The 24,943-nt window shown below is 65.5% G+C and carries 20 protein-coding genes; 6 read left to right on the plus strand and 14 right to left on the minus strand.

Going from position 1 to position 24,943, the window contains the following annotated elements; translation table 11 throughout:
• From rbbA to AC1RB9_RS27445, 3 genes are all read right to left on the minus strand, one after another.
• Complete coding sequence (rbbA, locus tag AC1RB9_RS27435; protein ID WP_003457794.1) at positions 1–2,751, minus strand: ribosome-associated ATPase/putative transporter RbbA; 2,751 nt, start codon at positions 2,749–2,751, stop codon at positions 1–3.
• Positions 2,748–3,821 carry an HlyD family secretion protein gene (locus AC1RB9_RS27440; protein WP_003136086.1) on the minus strand — a complete coding sequence of 358 codons (1,074 nt, stop codon included), beginning with the start codon at positions 3,819–3,821 and terminating at the stop codon, positions 2,748–2,750. The genes rbbA and AC1RB9_RS27440 overlap by 4 nt, the downstream gene beginning before the upstream one ends.
• Positions 3,822–4,027: 206 nt before the next feature.
• Positions 4,028–4,447 carry a flagellar basal body-associated protein FliL gene (locus tag AC1RB9_RS27445; protein WP_003457797.1) on the minus strand — a complete coding sequence of 140 codons (420 nt, stop codon included), beginning with the start codon at positions 4,445–4,447 and terminating at the stop codon, positions 4,028–4,030.
• Positions 4,448–4,601: 154 nt separating this feature from the next.
• Here AC1RB9_RS27445 and AC1RB9_RS27450 point away from each other — a divergent pair, with 154 nt between their 5' ends.
• Both AC1RB9_RS27450 and glpT read left to right on the plus strand, forming a co-directional pair.
• Positions 4,602–5,579, plus strand: coding sequence for an NADPH:quinone oxidoreductase family protein (locus AC1RB9_RS27450; RefSeq protein ID WP_003114042.1), 978 nt, complete (start codon positions 4,602–4,604; stop codon positions 5,577–5,579).
• Between the two features lie 249 nt (positions 5,580–5,828).
• A complete protein-coding gene (gene glpT / locus AC1RB9_RS27455; RefSeq protein ID WP_003096330.1) occupies positions 5,829–7,175 on the plus strand; it encodes a glycerol-3-phosphate transporter in 1,347 nt (448 codons plus the stop codon).
• A gap of 36 nt (positions 7,176–7,211) precedes the next feature.
• On the opposite strand, the gene AC1RB9_RS27460 is transcribed toward glpT, so the two are convergent.
• From AC1RB9_RS27460 to trxA, 5 genes are all read right to left on the minus strand, one after another.
• Positions 7,212–8,180 (minus strand): CDP-6-deoxy-delta-3,4-glucoseen reductase, encoded by a 969-nt coding sequence (locus AC1RB9_RS27460; RefSeq protein ID WP_003096331.1) that lies wholly within the window; start codon positions 8,178–8,180, stop codon positions 7,212–7,214.
• Positions 8,180–9,646: a 4-hydroxy-3-polyprenylbenzoate decarboxylase gene (ubiD, locus tag AC1RB9_RS27465; RefSeq protein ID WP_003457802.1), complete on the minus strand. Its 1,467-nt coding sequence runs from the start codon at positions 9,644–9,646 to the stop codon at positions 8,180–8,182. The genes AC1RB9_RS27460 and ubiD overlap by 1 nt, the downstream gene beginning before the upstream one ends.
• Positions 9,647–9,724: 78 nt before the next feature.
• Entirely contained in the window at positions 9,725–11,713 is a 1,989-nt protein-coding gene (locus tag AC1RB9_RS27470; protein ID WP_003457805.1) for an acyltransferase family protein, read from the minus strand.
• A gap of 69 nt (positions 11,714–11,782) precedes the next feature.
• Complete coding sequence (rho, locus tag AC1RB9_RS27475; protein WP_003096334.1) at positions 11,783–13,042, minus strand: transcription termination factor Rho; 1,260 nt, start codon at positions 13,040–13,042, stop codon at positions 11,783–11,785.
• A gap of 244 nt (positions 13,043–13,286) precedes the next feature.
• Positions 13,287–13,613, minus strand: a complete 327-nt coding sequence (trxA, locus tag AC1RB9_RS27480) for a thioredoxin TrxA (RefSeq protein ID WP_003096336.1) — start codon at positions 13,611–13,613, stop codon at positions 13,287–13,289.
• A gap of 198 nt (positions 13,614–13,811) precedes the next feature.
• Here trxA and ppx point away from each other — a divergent pair, with 198 nt between their 5' ends.
• Positions 13,812–15,317: an exopolyphosphatase gene (gene ppx / locus AC1RB9_RS27485; RefSeq protein ID WP_003114040.1), complete on the plus strand. Its 1,506-nt coding sequence runs from the start codon at positions 13,812–13,814 to the stop codon at positions 15,315–15,317.
• On the opposite strand, the gene ppk1 is transcribed toward ppx, so the two are convergent.
• Positions 15,304–17,514: a polyphosphate kinase 1 gene (gene ppk1, locus AC1RB9_RS27490; RefSeq protein WP_003099209.1), complete on the minus strand. Its 2,211-nt coding sequence runs from the start codon at positions 17,512–17,514 to the stop codon at positions 15,304–15,306. The genes ppx and ppk1 overlap by 14 nt on opposite strands.
• 17 nt (positions 17,515–17,531) lie before the next feature.
• Complete coding sequence (gene hemB / locus AC1RB9_RS27495) at positions 17,532–18,545, minus strand: porphobilinogen synthase (RefSeq protein ID WP_003096352.1); 1,014 nt, start codon at positions 18,543–18,545, stop codon at positions 17,532–17,534.
• Positions 18,546–18,788: 243 nt separating this feature from the next.
• Here hemB and AC1RB9_RS27500 point away from each other — a divergent pair, with 243 nt between their 5' ends.
• The 3 genes from AC1RB9_RS27500 to AC1RB9_RS27510 all read left to right on the plus strand — a co-directional run bounded on the left by AC1RB9_RS27500 (position 18,789) and on the right by AC1RB9_RS27510 (position 20,781).
• The gene (locus AC1RB9_RS27500; protein ID WP_003096354.1) at positions 18,789–19,379 is read left to right on the plus strand and encodes a DedA family protein; all 591 of its coding nucleotides are present in this window, start codon (positions 18,789–18,791) and stop codon (positions 19,377–19,379) included.
• Between the two features lie 164 nt (positions 19,380–19,543).
• Positions 19,544–20,212, plus strand: a complete 669-nt coding sequence (gene elbB / locus AC1RB9_RS27505; RefSeq protein ID WP_003099212.1) for an isoprenoid biosynthesis glyoxalase ElbB — start codon at positions 19,544–19,546, stop codon at positions 20,210–20,212.
• A gap of 95 nt (positions 20,213–20,307) precedes the next feature.
• Positions 20,308–20,781 carry a thioesterase family protein gene (locus tag AC1RB9_RS27510; RefSeq protein WP_003111254.1) on the plus strand — a complete coding sequence of 158 codons (474 nt, stop codon included), beginning with the start codon at positions 20,308–20,310 and terminating at the stop codon, positions 20,779–20,781.
• On the opposite strand, the gene AC1RB9_RS27515 is transcribed toward AC1RB9_RS27510, so the two are convergent.
• From AC1RB9_RS27515 to AC1RB9_RS27530, 4 genes are all read right to left on the minus strand, one after another.
• Entirely contained in the window at positions 20,766–21,248 is a 483-nt protein-coding gene (locus AC1RB9_RS27515) for a YaiI/YqxD family protein (protein ID WP_003099218.1), read from the minus strand. The two genes, AC1RB9_RS27510 and AC1RB9_RS27515, sit on opposite strands and share 16 nt — an antisense overlap.
• 66 nt (positions 21,249–21,314) lie before the next feature.
• Entirely contained in the window at positions 21,315–23,216 is a 1,902-nt protein-coding gene (locus AC1RB9_RS27520) for a cytochrome c/FTR1 family iron permease (protein WP_031634810.1), read from the minus strand.
• A 104-nt stretch (positions 23,217–23,320) separates the two neighbouring features.
• Positions 23,321–23,950: a LysE family transporter gene (locus AC1RB9_RS27525; protein ID WP_003457812.1), complete on the minus strand. Its 630-nt coding sequence runs from the start codon at positions 23,948–23,950 to the stop codon at positions 23,321–23,323.
• A gap of 229 nt (positions 23,951–24,179) precedes the next feature.
• Positions 24,180–24,938, minus strand: a complete 759-nt coding sequence (locus AC1RB9_RS27530; RefSeq protein ID WP_003099222.1) for a TerC family protein — start codon at positions 24,936–24,938, stop codon at positions 24,180–24,182.
• Between the last annotated feature and the right edge of the window lie 5 nt (positions 24,939–24,943).

A 24,943-nucleotide genomic window follows, 5' to 3' on the forward strand; every position in this document is an offset into this window, starting at 1 on the left:
TCAGTCCTCCTGCTTCTTCAGGCAGGCCACGCTGAGCAGGGTCAGCACCACGATGGAAGCGGCAAGCGGCAGGTAGTAGGCCCAGAGATCGGACAGGCCCAGCGATTTGGAAAAGGCGCCGCGGCTGACCACCAGGAAATGCGAGGTCGGATAGAGCTTGCCGATCCAGGCCGCCGCACCCTCCAGCGAGGACACCGGGTGGATCAGCCCGGAGAACTGGATCGCCGGGATCATGGTGGCGATCGCCACGCCGAATACAGCGGCGATCTGGCTGCGCATGAACGTCGAGAGGAACAGCCCGAGGCCAGTGCTGGTGACCACATAGAGGAAAGCGCCGATGGTCAACGCCAGGAAGCTGCCCTTGAGCGGCACGCGAAATACCACGATGGCCAGGACCAGCATCAGCAGGAAGTTGATCATGCCCATGGCGACGTAGGGCAGCTGCTTGCCGACCAGGAACTCCAGGCGCGTCACCGGGGTGACATAGAGGTTGGTGATCGAACCCAGTTCCTTTTCGCGCACCACGCCGAGGGCGGTGAGCATGGCCGGGATCATGATCAGCAGCAGCGGGATCACCGCCGGCACCATCGCCTTCAGGCTTTCCACGTCGGGGTTGTAGCGATAGCGCACCTCGGTGCTGGCCGCCGCGCTGGCCTCGGCCCCACCCGCCTGCCGCGAGAGGTCCGCCAGGTAGCTGGTGTGCAGGCCCTGCACGTAGCCGAGCACGGTGTTGGCACGGGTCGGCATCGCTCCGTCGATCCACACGCCGATGGCCGGATCGGAGCCACGCTTGAGATCGCGCCCGAAGTTCGGCGGGATCTCCACCGCCAGGCTCAGCTCGCCGCTGCGCAGGCGCCGGTCGAGGTCGTCCGGGTCGGTGATCGGCGCATGTTCGACGAAATAGCGCGAGCCGGCGATATTCAGCGCGTAGGCCTGGCTGGTGGTGGTCTGGTCACGGTCGAGGACCGCCCAGGAGAGGTCCTCGACGTCCATGTTGATGCCGTAGCCGATGATGAACATCAGCAGCGCGGTGCCGAGCAGGGCCAGGGTCAGGCGGATCGGGTCGCGGCGCAGTTCCATGGCTTCGCGGCGCGCATAGCTGAACAGCCGCAGGGGGCTGAAGCGTTCGCGTTGCGCCTGGCGCCCCTGGCCATCGCCGGGCTGCTCCGCGACGGCCGGCGCCTCGGCCGGTTGCGCTGGCGCGGCGGCACCGGCGGCTTCTTCCAGGTACGCGATGAAGGTCGCTTCCAGGGTCGGCAGGCCACGCTGGCGCACCAGCTCATCGGGAGTATCGCTGGCCAGTACCTTGCCGGCATGCATCAGCGAGATGCGATCGCAGCGCTGGGCCTCGTTCATGAAGTGGGTGGAAATGAAGATGGTCACCCCGTCGCGGCGCGACAGCTCGACCATCAGTTCCCAGAAGCCGTCGCGAGCCACCGGGTCGACCCCCGAAGTGGGCTCGTCGAGGATCAGGATCTCCGGCTTGTGGATCACCGCCACCGCCAGCGACAGACGCTGGCGGATGCCCAGCGGCAGGTCGTTGGGCAGCTCGTCGGCCACCTTCTCCAGGTCGAAGCGCCGGAGCATTTCGCCGACCCGTGCCGGGATGCCATCCGCCGGCAGGTGGAACAGCCGGGCGTGCAACACCAGGTTCTGCCGCACGCTCAGCTCGGCATACAGGGAAAAGGCCTGGGACATGTAGCCGACCCGGCGACGGGTCGCCATGTCGCTGGCGTCCACCGGCTGGCCGAACAGCGCGCACGTGCCTTCGCTGGCCGGCAGCAGGCCGGTGAGCATCTTCATGGTGGTGGACTTGCCGCAGCCGTTGGAGCCGAGAAAGCCGAAGATTTCCCCACGCTCGATACGGAAGCTGACGTGATCGACCGCGACGAAGTCGCCGAAACGACAGGTCAGGCCCTCGGCCTCGATGGCGATCCGCGGCGCGCCTTCGCTCTGCGGTCGCGGCGGGATCACCAATCGATGGTGGCCGGCGCGCTTGCTTTCCGGCAGCAGGGCGATGAACGCCGACTCGAGGCTCTGCGTCCCGGTACGCTCGCGCAGCTCCTGCGGCGTACCGGTGGCCAGGACCTTTCCGTCATCCATCGCCACCAGCCAGTCGAAGCGCTCGGCTTCCTCCATGTAGGCGGTGGCGACCAGCACGCTCATGCCTTCGCGGCCCGCGCGGATACGGCCGATCAGCTCCCAGAACTGGTTGCGCGACAGCGGGTCGACGCCGGTGGTCGGCTCGTCGAGGATCAGCAGGTCGGGATCGTGGATCAGCGCGCAGCACAGCCCGAGCTTCTGCTTCATGCCGCCGGACAGCTTGCCCGCAGGACGCTCGGCGAACGGCGCCAATCCGGTGCTTTGCAGCAGATCGGCGATGCGCCGCTCGCGCTCGGCCTTGTCGTGGCCGAACAGCCGACCGAAGAAGTCGACGTTCTCGAACACCGAGAGCGTCGGGTAGAGGTTCTTGCCCAGCCCCTGGGGCATGTAGGCGATGCGCGGGCAGACCGCCCGGCGGTGGCGGCGGTCGCGCATGTCGCCATCGAGCACGCGGATCTCGCCATCCTGCATCTTCCGTGCGCCGGCCAGCAGCGCCAGCAGGCTGGACTTGCCGACCCCGTCCGGACCGATCAGGCCGACCATGCGGTTGGCCGGGATCTCCAGGCTGACGTCGTCCACCGCGCGCGTCTCGCCGTAGCGCAGCGAAACGCCCCGGAGGCTCGCCACGCCGCTCCCGCCAGCGGTCATTGCGGAACCTTGATCTGCAGGTTGGCCGGCCACTCGACCTCAGGGTCCAGTCGCAGGTAGGCCATTCCGGGCACGCCGGTCTTGACGTAGGTGATGTATTTTTCCAGCAGCGCCGGATCGAGCCGCGCCTTGACCCGGAACATCAGCTTCTCCCGCTCGTTGGCGGTTTCCACCGTTTTCGGGGTGAACTGGGCGACGCTGGCGACATAGGAAACCTTGGCCGGGATCACGTAGTCCGGCACCGCGTCGATCACCAAGCGCACTTCCTGGCCCAGTCCGACCCTGCCGGCCTGCATGGATGGCAGGAAGAAAGTCATGTAGACGTCGGCCAGGTCGACCATGTTGAGCAGCTTGCCACCGGCCGGCAGCACTTCCCCCGGCTGTGCCACGCGGTACTGCACGCGGCCGTTGCGCGGCGCCTTGAGCAGGCTGTCGTCGATATCCGCCTGGAGCCGGGCGACGCTGGCCTTGGCCGCCTCGATGGCCGACTGCGCCTCGATTACCTGGGAACGCCCGGCCTCGATCGCCGCCTGCGCCGAAATCACTTGCGAGCGTGCCGCGGACAACGCCGCCTGGGCGCTCTGCAGGGTCGCCCGATCGTCGTCGAGTTGCTGTTGCGGCAGGGCATTGCGCTTGACCAGCGCCTCGGTACGGGTGAAGCGCTTCTGCGCCGCTGTCAGTTCGGCCTGGCGCTGCGCCACCACGGCCTGGGCGGTGCTCTTCTCGCTCTCGCGCTGGGCCACCAGCGAGGTCGCGGTGAGCTTGGCGTTCTCCGCCTGGCGCACCTGGGCCTGGGCCTGGGCCAACTGCGCCTCGAGCACCTGGGTATCCATCCGCGCGACGATTTCGCCGGCCTTGACGAAGTCGCCCTCGTCGACCTTGATCTCGGCGACCCGCCCGGGAAGCTTGGCCGCCACGTCCACCTCGGTGGCCTCGATGCGTCCGTTGCCGCTGGCGAATCCCTCGCCCAGGCCGGTCGGTCGCGATACCTGCCAGACCAGCACGCCTACGCCGAGCAGCGCCGCCACGACCAGGGCACGGCTCAGCCACCGTTTGCTTTCCTGTTTCATCCCTTCTCCTCGCACGTCCGGCCAGGCCGCGGCGATGGCGCTCACGCTGGAAAGCGCGGCCGCCGCGGACTTCACTGGCTCGATTGTCCCTCCAGGGCGGCGCGCGGGTGTTGATGCACGTCAGACGCGCCCGACCGAATCTCACAGGAAAGCAGAATCGCCGGTGCCTCGCATCCGGGAGCGCGGGACAGAACGGATAGTTGACCTCAGGGCTGGACGATGAGGTTGTTGAACAGCAGGTCGGTCACCAGCGGCTTGCCCTCTTCCTGCTCGAGGGTCTGCTGGACCTGCTTCAGCGCCTCCTGGCGCAGGCTTTCCTTGGCCTCGACCGTACCCAGGCTCTGGTCGGTCTGCTGGGCGAACAGCATGATCAACTGGTTGCGGATCAAGGGCTCGTGATGCTCGACCTTGGTCGCCGCGTCCTTGTCGGCCACCTGCAGGGCGATGTCGGCCTTGTAGTACTGCAGGCGCGGCCCGCTGCCGTAGTTGCCGACCAGCGCCGGGGTCAGGTCGACGTAGACCGGCTTGTTCGCGCCCTCGCCTTCCGGCGCGGCCTCCTGGGCCGAGGCGAACGACGGGAACAGACTCAGGCACAGGGCCAGCGACAGGGCAATGGGGGTTCTCACGGGCGCATCTCCTCGACGAATGCCGGCAAGCATAGCCAGACTCTCGGCCGGGCCCAAGCCCGGGGTTTATGGACAACCATCAGTTGCGGCGATGCTGATTGACCCCCGGCGTCTCCCTCCTACACTGGCCGGACCGCAAACTGGAGCGTCCCCGATGAAAGCCGTCCTCTGCAAAGCCTTCGGCCCGGCCAGCAGCCTGGTCCTGGAAGAAATCGCCAGCCCGAGCCCGGCGAAGAACGAAATCCTCCTCGATGTGCACGCCGCAGGGGTCAACTTCCCAGACACCCTGATCATCGAGGGCAAGTACCAGTTCAAGCCGCCCTTCCCCTTCTCCCCGGGCGGCGAGGCGGCCGGGGTGGTCGCCGCGGTCGGCGAAAAGGTCGCCCACGTCAGGCCCGGCGACCGGGTCATGGCCCTGACCGGCTGGGGCAGCTTCGCCGAGCAGGTCAAGGTGCCCGGCTATAACGTGATGCCGATTCCCGAAGGCATGGACTTCGCCAGCGCCGCCGCCTTCGGCATGACCTACGGCACCTCGATGCACGCCCTGAAACAGCGCGCCAATCTGCAACCCGGCGAGACCCTGCTGGTGCTCGGCGCTTCCGGCGGGGTCGGGCTGGCTGCCGTGGAGATCGGCAAGGCCATGGGCGCGCGGGTGATCGCTGCCGCCAGTACCCCCGACAAGCTCGCCGTGGCCAAGGCCGCCGGCGCCGACGAACTGATCAACTACAGCGAAGGTAGCCTGCGCGAGCAGCTCAAGGCCTTGACCGGCGGCCAGGGCGTCGATGTGATCTACGATCCGGTGGGCGGCGAACTGTTCGAGGAGGCCTTCCGCAGCATCGCCTGGAACGGACGGATGCTGGTGGTCGGCTTCGCCAGCGGCAGCATCCCTTCGCTGCCGGCCAACCTGACCCTGCTCAAGGGCGCCTCGCTGGTCGGCGTGTTCTGGGGATCGTTCGCCCAACGCCAGCCGCAGGACAACGCTGACAACTTCCGCCAGCTGTTCGCCTGGCACGCCGAAGGCAAACTGAAGCCGCTGGTGTCGCAGCGCTTCCCGCTGGAACGGGCCGGCGACGCTATCGACGCCCTCGGCCAGCGCAGGGCGGTCGGCAAGGTGGTGGTGGAGGTTCGCTGAGCCACGAAGGCGGCGAGTATTGCCTCCCGCCCGTGCGGAGAAAGGCATGGCGGGCCGGAGCGATACACCGGCCGAGGCCCACGCTGTCAGATGTTTTTCCCCTATGAAGGCCCCGGTTTCCGACCGGGGCTTTCTTATTTCCGACCAATGCACTCAACCTGTAACATTTCCGCTATTTTTTCATTTACGAAAAATGTAGTGTTCGCAACCGCGTAAAAAGGCGCGACACAACAACAAGCGGAGCTCGCGATGTTCGGAATCTTTCGTCCCGCGCCACACCAGGCGCCACTGCCCGATGCCGAGGTGGACAGCACCTACCGGCGCCTGCGCTGGCAGATCTTCGCCGGTATCTTCATCGGCTACGCGGGTTACTACCTGCTGCGCAAGAACTTCTCCCTGGCCATGCCCTACCTTATCGAGGACGGCTACAGCCGCGGTCAACTGGGCGTCGCGATGTCGGCCATCGCCATCGCCTACGGCCTGTCGAAATTCATCATGGGCCTGGTCTCGGATCGTTCCAACCCACGGGTCTTCCTGCCGTTCGGCCTGTTGGTGTCGGCGGCGGTGATGTTCATTTTCGGATTCGCGCACTGGGCTACCTCCAGCGTCGCCATCATGTTCGTCCTGCTCTTCATCAACGGCTGGGCCCAGGGCATGGGCTGGCCGCCGAGCGGACGGACCATGGTCCACTGGTGGTCGCAGAAGGAGCGCGGCAGCGTGGTCTCGGTGTGGAACGTCGCCCACAACGTCGGCGGCGGCCTGATCGGCCCGCTGTTCCTGCTCGGCCTGGCGCTGTTCGGCGACTGGCGCTCGGCCTTCTACGTGCCGGCCATCGTCGCCGTGGGCGTAGCCGTGTTCGCCTATTTCGCCATGCGCGACACCCCGCAATCCTGCGGCCTGCCACCGATCGAGAAGCACAAGGACGACTACCCCGAAGGCTACGACGAACACCACGAGCGCGAGCTGTCGACCAAGGAGATCTTCGTCACCTACGTGCTGCGCAACAAGCTGCTCTGGTACATCGCCCTGGCCAACGTGTTCGTCTACCTGCTGCGCTACGGTGTGCTCGACTGGGCGCCGACCTACCTCAAGGAGGCCAAGCACTTCAACGTCGACAAGTCGTCCTGGGCGTACTTCTTCTACGAATGGGCGGGGATTCCCGGCACCCTGCTCTGCGGCTGGCTGTCGGACAAGCTGTTCAAGGGCAATCGCGGCGCCACCGGCGTGGTGTTCATGATCCTGGTGACCGTCGGCACCCTGATCTACTGGCTGAACCCGGCCGGCAACCCGGCGATCGACATGGCTGCGCTGATCATGATCGGCTTCCTGATCTACGGCCCGGTGATGCTGATCGGCTTGCAGGCCCTGGAGCTGGCGCCGAAGAAAGCGGCCGGCACCGCCGCCGGCTTCACCGGTCTGTTCGGCTACCTCGGCGGCTCGGTGGCGGCCAACGCCCTGGTCGGCTACACGGTGGACCACTTCGGCTGGGACGGTGGCTTCAAGCTGCTGATCGGCGCCTGCCTGCTGGCCATCCTGTTCCTCTGCCTGACCCTGCGCAAACCCGCGGTCCAGGCCGCGCCGCAGCAAGCCGGCTGATGACGCGGCGGCTCCGGCGCCAGGCCGGAGCCGCGTTCAGTCCCGCGGCGCGTAGGCGAACACGTCGGCGCGCATCTGGTGCGCGTCCATCCCTGCTTCGACCAGGGCATCCAGGGTCGCGTAGACCATCGCCGGCGAGCCGCTGGCATACACATGCAGGCTCGACAGGTCGGCGAAATCCTCGCGCACCGCCTCGTGCAGCAAGCCGCAGCGCCCCTCCCAGCCACAGAGGTCGCTGACCACCCGGTGCAGGAACAGGTTCGGCAGGCCTTCCCACTCCGTCCAGTGCGGCAGTCGGTAGAAATCCTCCGGACGCCGAACGCCCCAGTAGAGATGTACAGGATGGGCGAAGCCGGCGGCGCGGCAGTGCTCGATCAGGCTGTGCATCTGCGACATGCCGGTTCCCGCAGCGATCAGCACCAGCGGACCGTCGGGCAGTTCCGCCAGATGCGCGTCGCCGAACGGCAGCTGGATCCGTGCCAGGCGCTCGCGCTGCAATTGCGCGATCAGCGCGACGGCACTGTCTTCCTTGGCCAGGATGTGCAACTCAAGGTCGCGTCCCGCATGCGGTGCGGAGGCCAGGGAAAACGCCGCGCTGTCGCCGCCGTCACGCTCCAGCAACAGGTACTGCCCGGCATGATAGCGTGGCGGCTTGCCGGCCGGCGCGCGCAGGCCGACCCGGTAGACGTCGCCGCCGACCTCTTCGCAGAAGCTCAACTGGCAGGTCAGCTTGCGCAGAGGCAGTTCACCCGGCGCCAGCACCCCGTCCCAATGCAGCACGCAGTCTTCCAGCGGCTCGGCGAGGCAGGTGAAGAGTTCGCCATGATCGCGTACCTCGCCGTTCTGGCGTACCCGCCCCTCCACCAGCAGCGCCGCGCAGATATGGCAGTTGCCGTTGCGGCAGCTCTGCGGACAGTCGTAGCCGAGCCGCCGGGCGCCATCGAGGATGCGTTCCCCCGGCAGCAGCTCGAGGCAGGCGCCGGACGGTTGCAGGACGATACGCATCAGTCGATCCCGAGGCTCGACCAGAGCGCGTCGATGCGCCGTGTCACCGCTTCGTCCTTGACGATGGCGCGCCCCCATTCGCGGCTGGTCTCGCCCGGCCACTTGTGGGTGGCATCAAGCCCCATCTTCGAGCCGAGGCCGGAGACCGGCGAGGCGAAGTCGAGGTAGTCGATGGGCGTGTTGTCGATCATCACCGTGTCGCGCTTGGGGTCCATCCGCGTGGTGATGGCCCAGATCACATCGTTCCAGTCGCGCGCATCGATGTCATCGTCGGTGACGATGACGAACTTGGTGTACATGAACTGCCGCAGGAACGACCAGACCCCGAGCATCACGCGCTTGGCGTGCCCTGGGTACTGCTTCTTCATGGTCACCACCGCCATCCGGTAGGAACAACCTTCCGGCGGCAGGTAGAAATCGACGATTTCCGGGAACTGCTTCTGCAGGATCGGCACGAACACTTCGTTCAGCGCCACCCCGAGGATCGCCGGCTCGTCCGGCGGACGCCCGGTGTAGGTGCTGTGGTAGATCGGTTTCTGCCGGCGGGTGACGCGCTCGACGGTGAACACCGGGAAGCGATCGACCTCGTTGTAGTAGCCGGTGTGATCGCCATAGGGACCTTCGTCGGCTATCTCGCCGGGGTGGATCACCCCTTCGAGGACGATCTCGGCGCTGGCCGGCACCTGCAAGTCGCTCCCGCGACACTTGACCAGCTCGGTACGATGCCCGCGCAACAGGCCGGCGAAAGCGTATTCGGAAAGGGTGTCCGGCACCGGCGTCACCGCACCGAGGATGGTCGCCGGATCGGCGCCCAGCGCCACGGCTACCGGATAGGGCTGGCCCGGATGCTTCTGGCACCACTCGCGGTAGTCCAGTGCGCCGCCGCGATGGCTGAGCCAGCGCATGATCACCTTGTTGCGGCCGATCACCTGCTGGCGGTAGATGCCCAGGTTCTGCCGTTCCTTGTTCGGCCCGCGGGTAACGGTCAGGCCCCAGGTGATCAGCGGCCCGACATCGCCCGGCCAGCAGGTCTGGACCGGCAGCCGGCCGAGGTCGACGTCCTCGCCCTCCTCGACCACTTCCTGGCAGGGGGCGTCCTTGAGCACCTTCGGCGCCATGGACAAGACCTTCCTGTACATCGGCAGCTTGGCCCAGGCGTCCTTGAGGCCCTTCGGCGGCTCGGGCTCCTTGAGTTGCGCCAGCAGCTTGCCGATCTCGCGCAGTGCGCCGACGTCCTCGGCGCCCATGCCCAGCGCCACGCGCTCCGGCGTACCGAACAGGTTGCCGAGCACCGGCATGTCGAAGCCGGTCGGCTTTTCGAACAGCAATGCCGGGCCCTTGGCGCGCAACGTGCGGTCGCACACCTCGGTCATCTCGAGCACGGGGGAAATCGGCACCTGGATGCGCTTCAACGCACCGCGCTGCTCCAGCTGGGCGATGAAATCGCGGAGATCCTTGAACGTCATTGGCCTAACCATTCACTGCAAGACCCCACATCCTACCTGCTCCCGGCCCATCCGGCAGCAGGCAAACGCGGCATTCGGTCACTGCTGGCTGGCGATCCTCGAGTCGTCGAGGCTCTGTAGCATCGGCTCGAACAAAGGCCCGAGTTCATGGGCCCCCTGGGTCGAAAGGTGGTTGTTATCCATGTACAGCGACCAGCCATCACGTTCGGCGAAACAATCCAGGCCATCGCAGAGCACGCTGGAGGGGTCGAGCACGCTCACCCGCGGGTTGCCTTCGGCCAACGCATCGAACAGCGCATTCACGTAGGCGACGCGCGCGGCGTGCTCAGCGAAGGGAAAACGTGCGCGCCCGACATCCTCCCCGCTCAGACTCAGCCGCACCAGCCGCGCCGGTGCCTTGAATGGCAGCAGCGGTACGTCCTTGACCAGCCAGACATGTACGTCGGCCGCGTTCAGCCTTTCGATCATCCCGCTCAGGCGTTGCCGCAGCAGCGCCTCGGCGATCGAGCTGTCCGGCGTGTCGTCCGGCTCGCGGAGAATGTTGCGGGTACCGTCCTGCGAGTCGCCGTATATATACATGTCCCAGCGCCCGGCGAGGATCACCCCGCCCGGCCGCTGCTGTTCGACGAACTCGAGCATCTGCTGGTTGAAACGCAGGCAAGTGTCCTTTTCCAACATCCCCAGCAACGGCGGACAGCCCGCCAGCGAAGCCTGCCAGATCGGCAGTCGGCGACTGGTAGCCAGTTCGCGCAGCAGCGGGCTCAACGCCGCGGAATGGCTGTCGCCCCAACTGACCAGCAGCGGTCGTTCGGCAGCCAGTTCCGCCGGGAAGCGGCAGATGCTTTCCTGACTGAGCGCCTTCTTGTCGAACATGCAGTCGGTCTGCCCATCGCGCCATTTGGACGCCTTGGCATAACGCAAGGCTTCCTCGGAAAGACGCGACGGCACGCCGTCGTAATGCCGCACCAACTGGCCGACGACTCCCAGCAGCAGCAAGCTGCACAGCGCCGCGCCAAGCATCTGCCGGCGCCCGGCGAACAGCTTGCGCTCGCGGAACGGTGCCTCGACGTAGTACAGCGACAGTGCCGCCAGGCCGATGCTCGCCGCCAGCAACCCCAGGCGTGCCGGCAGGCCCAGGGTTTCCAGTGCGTGGTACTGGACGAAGACGTACAGCGGCCAGTGCCAGAGGTACAGCGAATAGGAGATCAGACCGAACCAGACCAGCGGTTGCCAGCCCAGCAGGCGGCGAGCCCAGGTGTCGCCTGCGCCGTTGGCCCAGATCAGCAGGGCGGTGCCAAGCACCGCCGGCAGCGCCGCGAGGCCGGGGAAAGGAGTGTCGCTGTCGTAGAAGAACACCGGCAGGAGAATCGCCGCTATGCCGAGGGTGGCCGCCAGTTGCAGGGACCACTGCGAATGACCGCGGCTAGCGCCCGGCAGCAACGCCAGCGCGGCACCCGCCAGGAGTTCCCAGGCGCGCATCGGCAGGAGGAAGAATGCACTGCCAGGTCGCTGGCTCACCGCCCAGACGCTGGCCGCCAGCGATAGCGCCAGGACCGCGAGGAGGATGGCGAGCCGCCAGCGCAGCAGGCGCCCGGAGATCGCGGCCAGCAGTAGCGGGAAGAGAATGTAGAACTGCTCTTCCACCGACAACGACCAGGTATGCAATAGCGGCTTGAATTCGGACGCGGCGTCGAAATAGCCATCCTGCTTCCAGAACAGGATGTTCGAGGCGAACATCGTCTGGTAGCGAACCGAACGCCCTAACTCTTCGTAGTCGCGCGGCGCCATGAGGAACCAGCCGATCACCAGGCTCGCCGCCATCATCACGAACAGCGCGGGGAGAATGCGGCGTGCCCGGCGCGCCCAGAAGTCGACGAAGCTGAAACGTCCGGCCTGCTGCTCGCGTCGGATGATCGAAGTGATCAGGTAGCCGGAAATGACCAGGAAAACATCGACGCCCACATAGCCGCCGGTGATGCCCCCCAAGCCAAGGTGGTAGAACACCACCGGCAGAATGGCCAACGCTCGCAAACCATCGATGTCCCTTCGATAGGCCAGGCTCGACATCCACGTCCCTCCAGATATGCAAAAGGCGCCCCGGTCAACCGGAGCGCCTTTGTTTGGTACTCTCGAAGACTACTTTCGTTTCATCGAATCGAAGAACTCATCGTTGGTCTTGGTCTGCTTGAGCTTGTCGATGAGGAACTCGATCGCGGAGATCTCGTCCATCGGGTGCAGGATCTTGCGCAGGATCCACATGCGCTGGAGCTCGTCCTCGCTGGTCAGCAGCTCTTCGCGGCGGGTACCCGAACGGTTGATGTTGATGGCCGGGAACACGCGCTTCTCGGCGATCTTGCGATCCAATGGGAGTTCCATGTTGCCGGTACCCTTGAATTCCTCGTAGATCACCTCGTCCATCTTCGAGCCGGTTTCCACCAACGCCGTGGCGAGAATCGTAAGAGAACCGCCCTCTTCGATATTCCGCGCGGCGCCGAAGAAGCGCTTCGGCTTCTCCAGGGCATGGGCGTCGACACCGCCGGTGAGCACCTTGCCGGAGCTGGGGATCACGGTGTTGTAGGCCCGCGCCAGACGGGTGATGGAGTCGAGCAGGATGACCACGTCCTTCTTGTGCTCGACCAGGCGCTTGGCCTTCTCGATCACCATCTCGGCGACCTGTACGTGACGGGTCGGCGGTTCGTCAAAGGTCGAGGCGACCACTTCGCCGCGCACGGTGCGCTGCATTTCGGTCACTTCCTCAGGGCGCTCGTCGATCAGCAGGACGATCAGGTGGCATTCGGGGTTGTTGCGGGTGATGTTGCTGGCGATGTTCTGCAGCATGATGGTCTTGCCCGCCTTCGGCGGCGCCACGATCAGGCCGCGCTGGCCCTTGCCGATCGGCGCGCAGAGATCGATGACGCGGCCGGTCAGGTCTTCGGTGGAGCCGTTGCCGGCTTCCATCTTCATCCGCTCGTTGGGGAACAGCGGCGTCAGGTTCTCGAAGAGAATCTTGTTCTTCGCATTCTCCGGACGATCGAAGTTGATCGAGTCGACCTTGAGCAGGGCGAAGTAACGCTCGCCCTCTTTCGGCGGCCGGATCTTGCCGATGATGGTGTCGCCCGTGCGCAGGTTGAAGCGCCGGATCTGGCTCGGCGAGACATAGATGTCGTCGGGGCCGGCCAGGTAGGAAGAGTCGGCGGAGCGCAGGAAGCCGAAGCCGTCCTGAAGAATCTCCAGCACGCCATCGCCGGAGATCTCTTCACCACTTTTCGCGTGCTTCTTCAGCAGGGCGAAGATGATGTCCTGCTTGCGCGAACGGGCCATGTTTTCCAGGCCCATGGCATCGGACATTTCCAGCAGTTCGGCAATCGGCTTTTGCTTGAGTTCGGTCAGATTCATAGGAAAGAGATAGGTACGCAGAAAGAGGAATTGGAGAAAGCGTCGAGCTTGGGAAAGCCGTGTCGCAAGGGGGCGACAGGAGCGCTAGAAAGTTCGAGTAGGAAGTGCGTCCGGGACGGCATGCAGAAGGCGACGGAAAAAACGTCGCGAACCCGAATTTAACACCGTGGCCGGGTGGCGTCTATAGAAACGCAAAAAAAAGCCCCGCGAATCGCGGGGCTTTCCAGCGAGGCCAGGGCCCGGCTCAGATATTGGCGTCGAGGAAGGCCGCCAGCTGCGACTTGGACAGTGCGCCGACCTTGGTCGCCTCGACATTGCCGTCCTTGAACAGCATCAGGGTAGGGATGCCACGCACGCCGTATTTCGGCGGGGTATCCTGGTTCTCGTCGATGTTCAGCTTGCAGACCTTCAGCTTGCCCTGATAGTCCCTGGCGACTTCGTCCAGCACCGGCGCGATCATCTTGCACGGACCGCACCACTCGGCCCAGTAGTCCACCAGCACAGGGCCGTCGGCCTTCAGCACGTCCTGCTCGAAGCTGGCATCAGTAACGTTGACGATATGTTCGCTCATGAAATCTCTCCGTAGTCGGACGCGAATTGAAACGCGAAAGTGCCGACCATCATATCCCGCCTTGACCCTCGCCGGAAGGCGCAGCCGATTGAGAGTCTCTATCGTTGGTCGGCTGATTCCCGATTGATCGGCTGCCGCATTGGCGACCCTCGCCCTATCGTGGCAGGATGGCGCAGTTTTCCAATGGACTTGCAAAGCATGCCGCAAAAACCTGCCGAGGCATTCCCGCTGATTGCCGCCCTGGACCTGGGCTCCAACAGTTTCCACCTCTGTCTGGCCAAGGCCAATATCCACGGCGAAGTCCGCATCCTCGAACGGCTGGGCGAGAAGGTCCAACTGGCCGCCGGCCTCGACGAGGAGCGCAATCTCAGCGAAGAGGCCACCCAGCGCGGCCTCGACTGCCTGCGCCGCTTCGCCCAGTTCATCAGCGGCATGCCCCAGGGTTCCGTACGCGTGGTCGCGACCAACGCCTTGCGCGAGGCGCGCAACCGCAGCGATTTCATCCGTCGTGCGGAAGAGGTTCTCGGCCATCCCGTGGAAGTCATCTCCGGCCGCGAGGAAGCCCGCCTGATCTACCTCGGCGTCGCCAACAGCATGCCCGACAGTGGCGGTCGCCGGCTGGTAAGCGACATCGGCGGCGGCAGCACCGAGTTCATCATCGGCCAGGGTTTCGAGTCCGAGCTGCGGGAAAGCCTGCAGATGGGTTGCGTCAGCTACACCCAACGCTACTTCCGCGACGGCAAGATCACCCCGGCCCGCTACGCCCAGGCGTACACGGCTGCACGCCTGGAACTGATGGGCATCGAGAACAGCCTGCGGCGCCTCGGCTGGCAACAGGCGGTCGGCGCCTCCGGCACCATCCGCGCAGTGGCGCTGGCGATCAAGGCCGGCGGCCACGGCAACGGCGAGATCAGCCCGGACGGACTGGCCTGGCTGAAGCGCAAGGTGCTCAAGCTCGGCGACGTGGAGAAGCTCGATCTGGAAGGGATCAAGCCGGACCGCCGGACCATCTTCCCGGCCGGACTGGCCATTCTCGAAGCGATCTTCGACGCGCTGGAACTGGAACAGATGGTTCACTCCGAGGGCGCCCTGCGCGAAGGCGTTCTCTACGACCTGGTCGGCCGTCACCAGCACGAGGACGTGCGCGAACGCACCATCAGCTCGCTGATGCAGCGCTACCACGTCGATCCGGAGCAGGCTTCGCGGGTGGAGGCCAAGGCCCTCAAGGTGCTTGCCGAAGTCGGCGACGCCTGGGAGCTGAACGGCGAACTGCACCGCGACCTGCTGAGCTGGGGCGCACGGGTCCACGAGATCGGCCTGGACATCGCCCATTACCACTACCACAAGCACGGCGCCTACCTGATCGAGCACTCCGACCTGGCTGGCTTCTCGCGCCAGGACCAGCAGATGCTGTCGCTACTGGTACGCGGCCACCGCCGCAACATTCCGGCGGACAAGCTGGCGGAGTTCGCCGAGGAAGGCGACAAGCTGGTACGCCTGTGCATCGTGCTGCGCTTCGCGATCCTCTTCCACCACATTCGCGGCACCCAGGAAATGCCCTCGGTGCGTCTGAAGGCAGAGCCCAAGAGCCTTTCGGTGACCTTCCCCGAGGGCTGGCTGGAAGCCAACCCGCTGACCCAGGCCGACTTCGCCCAGGAAGCCGAATGGCTCAAGCGGGTCGGCTACAGCCTCAACGTGCGGTAAGCACCGGCGCGGCCAGCTTCTCCAGCAGGGTCGCCTGGGTATTGCGGGGGTTCTGGTTACCGGTGGGACTGAGCCGCTGGTAGCTACCGTCGGCCTGCAACACCCAGGCCTGGGTGTTGTCGGTCAGGTACGTTTCCAGTTCCTTCTTGACCCGCTGCACCAGCTTCTTGCCTTCCACCGGGAAGCAGGTCTCGACGCGCATGTCGAGGTTGCGCTCCATCCAGTCGGCGCTGGAGAGATAGAGCTTCTCGTCGCCGCCGTTGAGGAAGTAGTAGATGCGGCTGTGCTCGAGGAAGCGCCCGATGATCGAGCGCACGTGGATATTGTGCGAGACCCCCGGGATGCCCGGCCGCAGGCAGCACATGCCACGCACCACCAGGTCGATCCTGACCCCGGCCTGGCTGGCCTTGTACAGGGCGCGGATGACCTTCGGATCGGTCAGCGAGTTGACCTTGGCCATGATGTGCGCAGGCTGGCCGAGCGCCGCCTGGGCCGCCTCGCGGTTGATCATTTCCAGCAGGTTCTTCTTCAGGGTGAACGGCGCATGCAACAGCTTCTTCATGCGCAGCGTCTTGCCCATCCCGATCAGTTGGTTGAACAGCTTGTGCAGGTCCTCGCAGAGCGCCACGTCGGCGGTCAGCAGGCTGTAGTCGGTGTACAGGCGAGCGTTGCCGGCATGGTAGTTGCCGGTGCCCAGGTGCGCGTAGCGGCGCAGTTCGCCGTCCTCGCGACGGAGGATCAGCATCATCTTGGCGTGGGTCTTGAAGCCGACCACGCCGTAGATCACCACCGCGCCGGCCTGTTGCAGGCGGCTGGCCAGTTGCAGGTTGGACTCTTCGTCGAAGCGGGCGCGCAGCTCGATCACCGCGGTGACCTCCTTGCCGTTGCGTGCCGCCTCGACCAGGGCGTCGACGATCTCAGAGTTGGCACCGCTGCGGTACAGGGTCTGCTTGATCGCCAGCACGTTCGGATCCTTGGCGGCCTGGCGCAGCAGGTCGATCACCGGGGTGAAGGACTCGAACGGGTGCATCAGCAACACGTCGAGCTTGCTGAGGACGTTGAAGAGGTTTTCCTTCTTCTGCAAAAGACGCGGGATCGCCGGGGTGAAGGGCGGGTACTGCAGCTCCGGATGGCTTTCCAGGCCGGTGACGCTGAACAGGCGGGTCAGGTTGACCGGGCCGCTGACCTTGTACAACTCGCTTTCGGACAGGCCGAACTGCTTGAGCAGGTAGTTGGTCAGGTTCTGCGGGCAGGTATCCACCACCTCCAGGCGTACCGCGTCCCCGTAGCGACGCGAGAACAGCTCGCCGCGCAGCGCGCGGGCCAGGTCCTCGACATCCTCGGTGTCCACCGACAGGTCGGCGTTGCGGGTCAGGCGGAACTGGTAGCAGCCCTTCACCTTCATGCCGGGGAACAGGTCGTCGGCGTGGGCGTGGATCATCGACGACAGGAACACGTAGTTGTCACCCTCGCCGCCAACGTCTTCCGGCAGCCTGATGATCCGTGGCAGCAGGCGCGGCGCCGGGATGATCGCCAGGCCGGAGTCGCGGCCGAAGGCATCCATCCCCTCCAGCTCGACGATGAAGTTGAGGCTCTTGTTCACCAGCAGCGGGAACGGGTGGGTCGGGTCGAGGCCGATCGGGGTGATGATCGGCGCGATCTCGTCGCGGAAGAAGCGCCGCACCCAGGTCTTGATCTTCAGCGTCCAGTGACGCCGGCGGATGAAGCGGATCTGGTGCTTGGCCAGCTCCGGCAACAGGGTCTCGTTGAGGATCCGGTACTGCCGCGACACCTGCTCGTGGACCAGCTCGCTGATCCGCGCCAGTGCCTGGTGCGGCAGCAGGCCGTCGGCGCCGGCCTGCTCGCGGGCGAAGGTGATCTGCTTCTTCAGGCCGGCGATGCGGATCTCGAAGAACTCGTCGAGGTTGCTCGAGAAGATGAGGAGGAACTTCAGCCGCTCCAGGAGCGGGTAGGACTCGTCCAGCGCCTGCTCCAGCACGCGGATGTTGAACTGCAACTGGGAGAGCTCGCGATGAATGTACAGGCTGCTGTCATCCACGCTGGGAACCACCGCAGGTGGCGTTTCCACCGGGATCGTTTCGGCCATCTTCACTTCTGCTTCGCTTTCCACGTTCGCCACTACGGTTTCGTCGGCGGCGATACGTTCGATCTCATCAAGTCCTTGCTGCGTATTCATTCATCTTCCCGAGGGGGTCAACGCCCCCGTCTTAATTGTTCTGCGGCCTGCTTGGCGAAGTAGGTCAGAATGCCATCGGCGCCGGCACGTTTGAAGGCGGTAAGGGACTCGAGGATCACCGATTCGGCCAGCCAGCCGTTCTGGATGGCGCCCATGTGCATCGCATACTCGCCGCTGACCTGGTAGACAAAGGTCGGGGCGCGGAATTCATCCTTCACCCGACGCACGATGTCGAGGTAGGGCATGCCCGGCTTGACCATCACCATGTCGGCGCCTTCGGCCAGGTCGGCGGCCACTTCGTGAAGTGCCTCGTCGCTGTTCGCCGGATCCATCTGGTAGGTGGCCTTGTTGCCCTTGCCGAGGTTCGAAGCCGAGCCGACCGCATCGCGGAACGGACCGTAGTAGGCGCTGGCGTACTTGGCCGAGTAGGCCATGATCCGCACATTGGTGTGGCCGGCAGACTCCAGGGCCTCGCGGATCGCACCGATGCGACCGTCCATCATGTCCGAGGGCGCTACCACCTGGGCGCCGGCCTCGGCGTGGGACAGCGCCTGCCGTACCAGCACGTCGATGCTGACGTCGTTGAGGACGTAGCCATCGTCATCCAGGATGCCGTCCTGGCCATGGGTGGTGAACGGGTCGAGCGCCACGTCGGTGATGATGCCCAGCTCCGGAAAGCGCTCGCGCAGGGCGCGGGTGGCGCGCTGGGCGATGCCTTCCGGGTTGTATGCCTCGGCGGCGTCCAGGGACTTCTTCTCCACCGGGGTCACCGGGAACAGCGCCAGCGCCGGAATGCCCAGGGCCACCCACTCTTCCGCCTCGATCAGCAACTGGTCGATGGACAGGCGCTCGACGCCGGGCATCGACGGAATGCTTTCACGCTGGTTGACCCCATCGAGGACGAACACCGGCAGGATCAGGTCGTCGACGGTGAGGACATTCTCGCGGACCAGGCGGCGGGAGAAGTCATCGCGGCGATTGCGCCGCAGGCGGGTGTAGGGATAGGCGCGATTGGCGGGAGTGAAGCTCACGGTTTACTCCAGGGCCCAGATAACGGGCACAGTGTGGCAGTTATAGTCCCTGATTATGACGGATTGGCAACAAGCGACGACAGTGACTCAAGGTCGCGGCATCCTGCCGCACCGCCAATCATCGCAAAAAGCCAGCGGCAAAGGCCATTCATTGCACAATCAATGACCTGGGCCGTGACGATCGCGCTTTCCCCACGCCCTCAACCGAGTTAGGCTGCGCGTTCATTTCGCTTCGCTGCCCCGATGATGCTCCAACAATTCCTGCAGGACTTCGGCTATTTCGCCCTTTTTCTCGGTACTTTCTTCGAGGGCGAAACCATTCTCGTGCTGGCCGGGTTCCTTGCCTTCCGCGGCTACATGCAACTGGATACCGTGATTCTCACCGCCTTCCTCGGCAGCTACGCCGGCGACCAACTCTGGTACTTCCTCGGACGCCGCCACGGACGCCGGTTGCTGGCGCGCAAGCCGCGCTGGCAGAAGCTCGGCGACAAGGCGCTGGACCATGTGCGCCGCCATCCCGACCTGTGGGTGCTGAGTTTCCGCTTCGTCTACGGCCTGCGTACGGTGATGCCGGTGGCCATCGGCCTGTCCGGCTATCCACCGGCCCGCTATCTTCTTCTCAACGGCATCGGCGCCATCGTCTGGGCCGCCGCGCTGGGCTCCGCCGCCTACTATTTCGGCAGCGTACTGGAAGGCATGCTCGGCAACATCAAGAAATACGAACTCATGGTCCTCGGCGGCCTGATCGTGCTGGGCCTGCTGCTCTGGCTATGGCGGCGTTTCAAGACACCGCGCGGCAACGGCGCGGGCGGCAACGCCGACAAATCCGAGTGAACCCGCGCCGGCGCGACTGAACAGCCGGCCCCTTCGTACACTCCAACTCCTTGTACCCTCCGCTCCGGCTGGCCGCCGGGGCCGGCGGCTCGCTATGCTTGCGCGATACCGACCCCGGCCAGACCCGTCCGGTCCGGATCCTGCGTTCCCAAGGAGTAAGCCTCATGCACAAGAAAGTTGCCGTCATCCTCTCCGGTTGTGGCGTCTACGATGGCGCGGAAATCCACGAAAGCGTGATCACCCTGCTCCGCCTCAGCCAGCGTGGCGCCGAGGCACAATGCTTCGCGCCGAACATCGCCCAGCACCATGTGGTCAACCACCTGACCGGCGAGGAAATGCCGGAAAGCCGCAATGTCCTGGTCGAGTCCGCGCGTATCGCCCGCGGCGAAGTCAAGGACCTGCGCGAAGCCCGCGCCGAGGACTACGACGCGCTGATCGTGCCCGGTGGCTTCGGCGCTGCGAAGAACCTCAGCGACTTTGCCATCAACGGCGCGCAATGCCAGGTGCAGCCGGACGTGCTGGCGCTGGCCAAGGCTTTCGCCGAAGCCGGCAAGCCAGTCGGGCTGATCTGCATCGCTCCGGCGATGGCGGCGAAGATCTACGGCGCCGGCGTCCAATGCACCATCGGCAACGACGCCGACACCGCCGACGCGCTGAAGCAGATGGGTGCCGAGCACATCGACGCGCCGGTGGACGAGATCGTCGAAGACAGCGCGCGCAAGCTGGTGACCACCCCGGCCTACATGCTCGCCCAGTCGATAGCCGAAGCCGCTTCCGGGATCAACAAGCTGGTCGACCGGGTGCTCGAACTGGTGGACCAGGACAAGGCCTGATCGGCCAAGCACGAGGGCGGTCGCGCCGCCGCCCTTTTCAAATCCGTGCCGCTACGCCAGCGTGCGTCTCGAAACCATCGAATCGAGACGCCGCGATGAGCGAAACGCCCTCCTCCGCCCTGCCTGACGACGTCCACCAACTGGTGGCGGATTTCTTCCAGCGCATCCCCTTCAACCGCATGCTCGGCATCCGCGTGGCGAGCCTCGGCCGCGAGCGGGTAGTCCTCGACCTGCCGATGAAGGACGAACTGATCGGCAACTTCGTCCAGGGCATTCTCCACGGCGGGGTGATCTCCAGCCTGCTCGACGTCACCGGCGGTGCGATGGCCCTGATCGGCGCCCTCGAACGGCATCGCGAACTGCCAGGCCACGAGCGCATGGCGCGGCTGTCGAAGCTCGGCACCATCGACTTGCGCGTCGACTACCTGCGCCCGGGACGCGGCCGGACGTTCACCGCCCATGCGGTGCCGCTTCGCTCGGGCAACAAGGTCGCAGTGGTGCGCTCGGAACTGCATAGCGACGACGGCACGCTGGTCGCCGTCGGTACCGGCACCTATCTGTGCGGCTGACTCGCGCGTAGATCGGCTTCCCGCTGCAGGCGGGTGAGCAAGCGGTCCAGGGCGTTGGCGAACGCCTGGCGGTCACGCTCACCGTAGGGCGCCTGGCCGCCGCCCATCTGCCCCTGGTCACGCAGGTCGGCCATCAGGTTGCGCATGGCCAGCTTATCGCCCATGTTCCGCGCGTCGAACTCGCGGCCGCGAGGATCGAGGGCGGCAACCTGTTTCTTGATCAGCCGATCGGCCAGCGGTACGTCGCTGCAGATCGCCAGGTCGCCCGGCTCGGCCTGCTCCACCAGGTAATCGTCAGCCGCATCCATCCCGCTTTCCACCACCACCAGACGCACGCAGGCGAACGGCGGCTTGACCTGCGGCTGGCCGGCGACCATCCAGACTTCCAGCTTGCGCTTGAGAGCGAACTTGCAGACCAGTTCCTTGGCCGCCTTGGGGCAGGCGTCGGCATCGATCCAGATACGCATGAACGGACTTCCGTAGAAATGACGACGGCCAGTATCGCACTGGCCGTCGTGGTTGCGCGAACCCGCTCAGTCGGCCGCGTTGGCCGCCGCACGCCGGCGCTCGACGATCCGGCTACGTCCGTAGAGCAGCGCGATGGCCACCAGCGCCATGGCCTGGGCCGACAGCGAATAGGCGTCGGCCTTGATCCCCAGCCAGTCGAAGTCGAAGAACGGCACCGGACGGGTGCCGATCACCCCGGCTTCCTGCAAGGCGATGACGCCATGTCCGGCGAACACCACCGAGAGCGCACAGAGCAACGCCGCGTTGATGCTGAAGAACAACCCCAGCGGCAGTTTCGCCGAACCACGCAGGATCACCCAGGCCAGGCCGATCAGCAGGACCACGGCGGTCGCCGCGCCGCCGATCACGGCATTGTGCCCGGCCGGTCCGGCCTGCAACCAGAGGGTTTCGTAGAACAGGATGACCTCGAACAACTCGCGGTAGACCGAGAAGAACGCCAGCACTGCGAAGCCGAAGCGTCCGCCACCGCCCACCAGGCTGCTGCGGATGTAGTCCTGCCAGGCTGCCGCGTGGCGGCGGTCGTGCATCCAGACGCCGAGCCAGAGCACCATCACGCAGGCGAACAGAGAGGTGAAGCCCTCCATCAGCTCGCGCTGGGCACCGCCGATATCGATCACATAGGCGGCCAACGCCCAGGTGGCGAAGCCGGCGACGAAGGCCAGCCCCCAGCCGACGTGCACGCCACGCACGGCACTTTCCTGCCCGGTATTGCGCAGGAAGGCGAGGATGGCGGCAAGCACCAGGATTGCCTCTACCCCTTCGCGCAACAGGATCAACAAGGCGGAAACGAAACTGATGGAGAAACTCAGCGAGTCGCCGCCAAGCTGCTTGGCGGCCTCTGCCAGCTTGCCCTTGGCCAGCTCCAGCTGTTGCGCCACCTGGGCTTCCGGGAGGCCATCGCGCAACGCCTGGCGGTAGGCCATCAGCTGTTTCTCGGTGGAGCGGCGCAAATCGGCGTCGACGTTGTCCAGCGAGCTTTCCACCAGCTCGAAGCCTTCCAGGTAGGCCGCCACCGACAGGTCGTAGGCCTGGTCGCGGTCGCCTTCGCGATAGACCGCGAAGCTCTTGTCCAGGGTGGCGGCGGTATAGTCGATCAACTGCCCAGGACCGCGCTGCTCCAGCGGCGGATGCGCACGCAGGGCGCGGAAGCTCTCCGCAGCGGCCTCGCCGTCGTACTCGGCGACTTCGGCCGGAGTCTGCGTGGCCAGGGTCGCCAGCGGGTAGGCATGGGCCTTGTCCGGCTGCGCACTGCCGGCGCTCAGGCCGGCCACATAGCTGGCCAGGTCCCAGCGCTGGCGTTCGTCGAGCTGGTCGGCGAACGCCGGCATGTCGGTGCCGGCCACGCCCAGGCCGATGACGTTACGCAGGTCGTAGAGGCTCAGGTGGTCGAGGCGCTGGCGATCGGTGAGGTTCGCTGGCGGCGGTTCCAGGCCGATGCCGGCGGGGCCGTCGCCCTTGCCCGCATCGCCATGGCAGATCGCGCACTGCTGGGCATAGATCGGCGCCGCGCGGCTCGGGTCGGGGGTGATCGCGGGGGTCTGCACCACCTGGTAGATATCCGCCACCCGTGCCTCGAGGTTGCGCGCCTGGAGGGCCACGTCCCTTCCCGGCAAGCGCTGCTCGATGGCCTGGCGCAGGCTGGCGACGCCCCTCTCCAGCTCGGCGCGCTCGGGGCGCATCGGCAGGGTCAGGACCAATGCCTGCAGGTTGCCGACGAACTCCACCTGTTCCTGGTATTCGCTGGGGTCGACGATCTTGCCGTCAGCCACGGTCGGCGGATAGTCGGCCGCCAGGTAACTCAACAGATGCAAGGCTTGGGAGGGGTCGACGGCCGTGTCGGCAAGAGCTCCAAGGCTGAACGCGCAGACCAGCGGCAGCAGCCACAGCAGGATTTTCGGAGGGTGCATGGCGAAGACGAAGTGAGAATGGAAGAGATTAAATTGTCCCTTCGCCTTCCCGCCCATGCAAGAAATACTCTGTAACAATCACGCCCATCAGCGTGTCGGGCGGCTCAGAGCGGCGCTCGGCGTACCGTCGCCAGCAGCCCCGCGGCACCGACGAACAGGCTGGCGAAGGTACGGTTCACCAGCTTCTGCTGGCGCGGCGAACGCAGTACGCGTAGCACGCGCGCAGCCAGCCCGGTGTAGCCGGCCATGACGATCAGGTCGACGACGATCATGGTGCCGCCCATGATCAGGTATTGCGCCAGCAGCGACTGGTGCGGGTCGATGAACTGCGGCAGCACCGCGAGCATGAAGATCACCGCCTTGGGATTGCTGGCGTTGACCAGGAAACCACGCAGCACCAGGGTCAACGGTCGCCCCAGAGGCCGTTCGCCATCGGTGCTCAAGGCCTGTGGCGGCGCCTGCCACTGGCGCACCGCCAGGTACACCAGGTAGGCCACGCCGAACCACTTGATCAGGCTGAAAGCCAGTGCCGAGGTCGCCAGCAACGCACCGACGCCGGCGGCGACAATGGCGATCTGCAGGGCCAGGCCGATCTGCAGGCCCAGCGCGTTCCAGTAGCCTCGCGCAAAGCCGTACTGCAACCCGCAGGACATCGAGGCGATGGCTCCGGCGCCCGGCGACAGGCTGATGGCCCAGCAGGCGAGGAAGAAGGCGAACCAGGTACTGACGAGCATTGCACACCTCGGAAAGCGAACGCGGCTGGCGGCGGGAACGAAAAAGCCAGTGTGCACCAAGGCGGAGCAGCCGCACAGGTTTTCCGACCACGCGCCTCGCCCAACCTTTGCGGGCGCAACCTGGCGGACAGAAAAAACCCGGCAGATGCCGGGCTTTCCCGAGGATACGCGCTCAGCCATGTTGGGCAGACCACCGCGATGCGGCTATTCGCCCTGGCCCCGAACGCTCTCAGTCCGGCGAACCCTTGCGCAGCTTCACCGGCTCTTCGCCGCGCTTGCGCGCCAGGGCTCCGCGCAAGCGGATGTTCAGCGCCTCCACCGCCAGGGAGAAGGCCATGGCGAAGTAGACGTAGCCTTTCGGCACGTGCACTTCGAAGGACTCGGCCACCAGCACGGTGCCGACCACGATGAGGAACGACAGGGCGAGCATCTTCAGCGAGGGGTGTTTCTCGATGAAGTCGCTGATGGTGCCTGCCGCCAGCATCATCACGCCGACCGAGATGACGATCGCCGCGACCATCACCGGCACGTTCTGTACCAGACCGACGGCGGTGATCACCGAGTCCAGGGAGAAGATGATGTCGATGATCGCGATCTGGACGATGATGCCCATGAAGCCGTGGACCTTGCCGCCGCTCTTCTGCTCTTCTTCCGCGCCTTCCAGGCTGTGGTAGATCTCCATGGTGCTCTTGAACAGCAGGAACAGGCCGCCGAAGAAGAGGATCAGGTCACGCCCGGAGATGCCCTGGCCGAACAGGTGGAACAGGTCGGTGGTCAGGCGCATGACCCAGGTGATCGAGAGCAACAGCAGGATCCGCGTGCCCATGGCCAGGGCCAGGCCGAAGAAGCGCGCCTTCGGTTGCTGGGCCGGCGGCAGGCGCCCGACCAGGATCGAGATGAAGATGATGTTGTCGATGCCGAGGACGATTTCCAGGGCGGTCAGGGTCAGGAACGCGACCCAGATTTCAGGACTGGCGAGCCATTCCATAGATG

The sequence above is a fragment of the Pseudomonas sp. 20-5 genome (assembly GCF_056782835.1).

Coding starts and splice junctions, on each gene's coding strand:
- rbbA (WP_003457794.1), bottom strand. CDS start 2,751: ATGACCGCTGGCGGGAGCGGCGTGGCGAGCCTCCGGGGCGTTTCGCTG.
- AC1RB9_RS27440 (WP_003136086.1), bottom strand. CDS start 3,821: ATGAAACAGGAAAGCAAACGGTGGCTGAGCCGTGCCCTGGTCGTGGCG.
- AC1RB9_RS27450 (WP_003114042.1), top strand. CDS start 4,602: ATGAAAGCCGTCCTCTGCAAAGCCTTCGGCCCGGCCAGCAGCCTGGTC.
- glpT (WP_003096330.1), top strand. CDS start 5,829: ATGTTCGGAATCTTTCGTCCCGCGCCACACCAGGCGCCACTGCCCGAT.
- AC1RB9_RS27460 (WP_003096331.1), bottom strand. CDS start 8,180: ATGCGTATCGTCCTGCAACCGTCCGGCGCCTGCCTCGAGCTGCTGCCG.
- ubiD (WP_003457802.1), bottom strand. CDS start 9,646: ATGACGTTCAAGGATCTCCGCGATTTCATCGCCCAGCTGGAGCAGCGC.
- AC1RB9_RS27470 (WP_003457805.1), bottom strand. CDS start 11,713: ATGTCGAGCCTGGCCTATCGAAGGGACATCGATGGTTTGCGAGCGTTG.
- rho (WP_003096334.1), bottom strand. CDS start 13,042: ATGAATCTGACCGAACTCAAGCAAAAGCCGATTGCCGAACTGCTGGAA.
- trxA (WP_003096336.1), bottom strand. CDS start 13,613: ATGAGCGAACATATCGTCAACGTTACTGATGCCAGCTTCGAGCAGGAC.
- ppx (WP_003114040.1), top strand. CDS start 13,812: ATGCCGCAAAAACCTGCCGAGGCATTCCCGCTGATTGCCGCCCTGGAC.
- ppk1 (WP_003099209.1), bottom strand. CDS start 17,514: ATGAATACGCAGCAAGGACTTGATGAGATCGAACGTATCGCCGCCGAC.
- AC1RB9_RS27500 (WP_003096354.1), top strand. CDS start 18,789: ATGATGCTCCAACAATTCCTGCAGGACTTCGGCTATTTCGCCCTTTTT.
- elbB (WP_003099212.1), top strand. CDS start 19,544: ATGCACAAGAAAGTTGCCGTCATCCTCTCCGGTTGTGGCGTCTACGAT.
- AC1RB9_RS27510 (WP_003111254.1), top strand. CDS start 20,308: ATGAGCGAAACGCCCTCCTCCGCCCTGCCTGACGACGTCCACCAACTG.
- AC1RB9_RS27515 (WP_003099218.1), bottom strand. CDS start 21,248: ATGCGTATCTGGATCGATGCCGACGCCTGCCCCAAGGCGGCCAAGGAA.
- AC1RB9_RS27520 (WP_031634810.1), bottom strand. CDS start 23,216: ATGCACCCTCCGAAAATCCTGCTGTGGCTGCTGCCGCTGGTCTGCGCG.
- AC1RB9_RS27525 (WP_003457812.1), bottom strand. CDS start 23,950: ATGCTCGTCAGTACCTGGTTCGCCTTCTTCCTCGCCTGCTGGGCCATC.
- AC1RB9_RS27530 (WP_003099222.1), bottom strand. CDS start 24,938: ATGGAATGGCTCGCCAGTCCTGAAATCTGGGTCGCGTTCCTGACCCTG.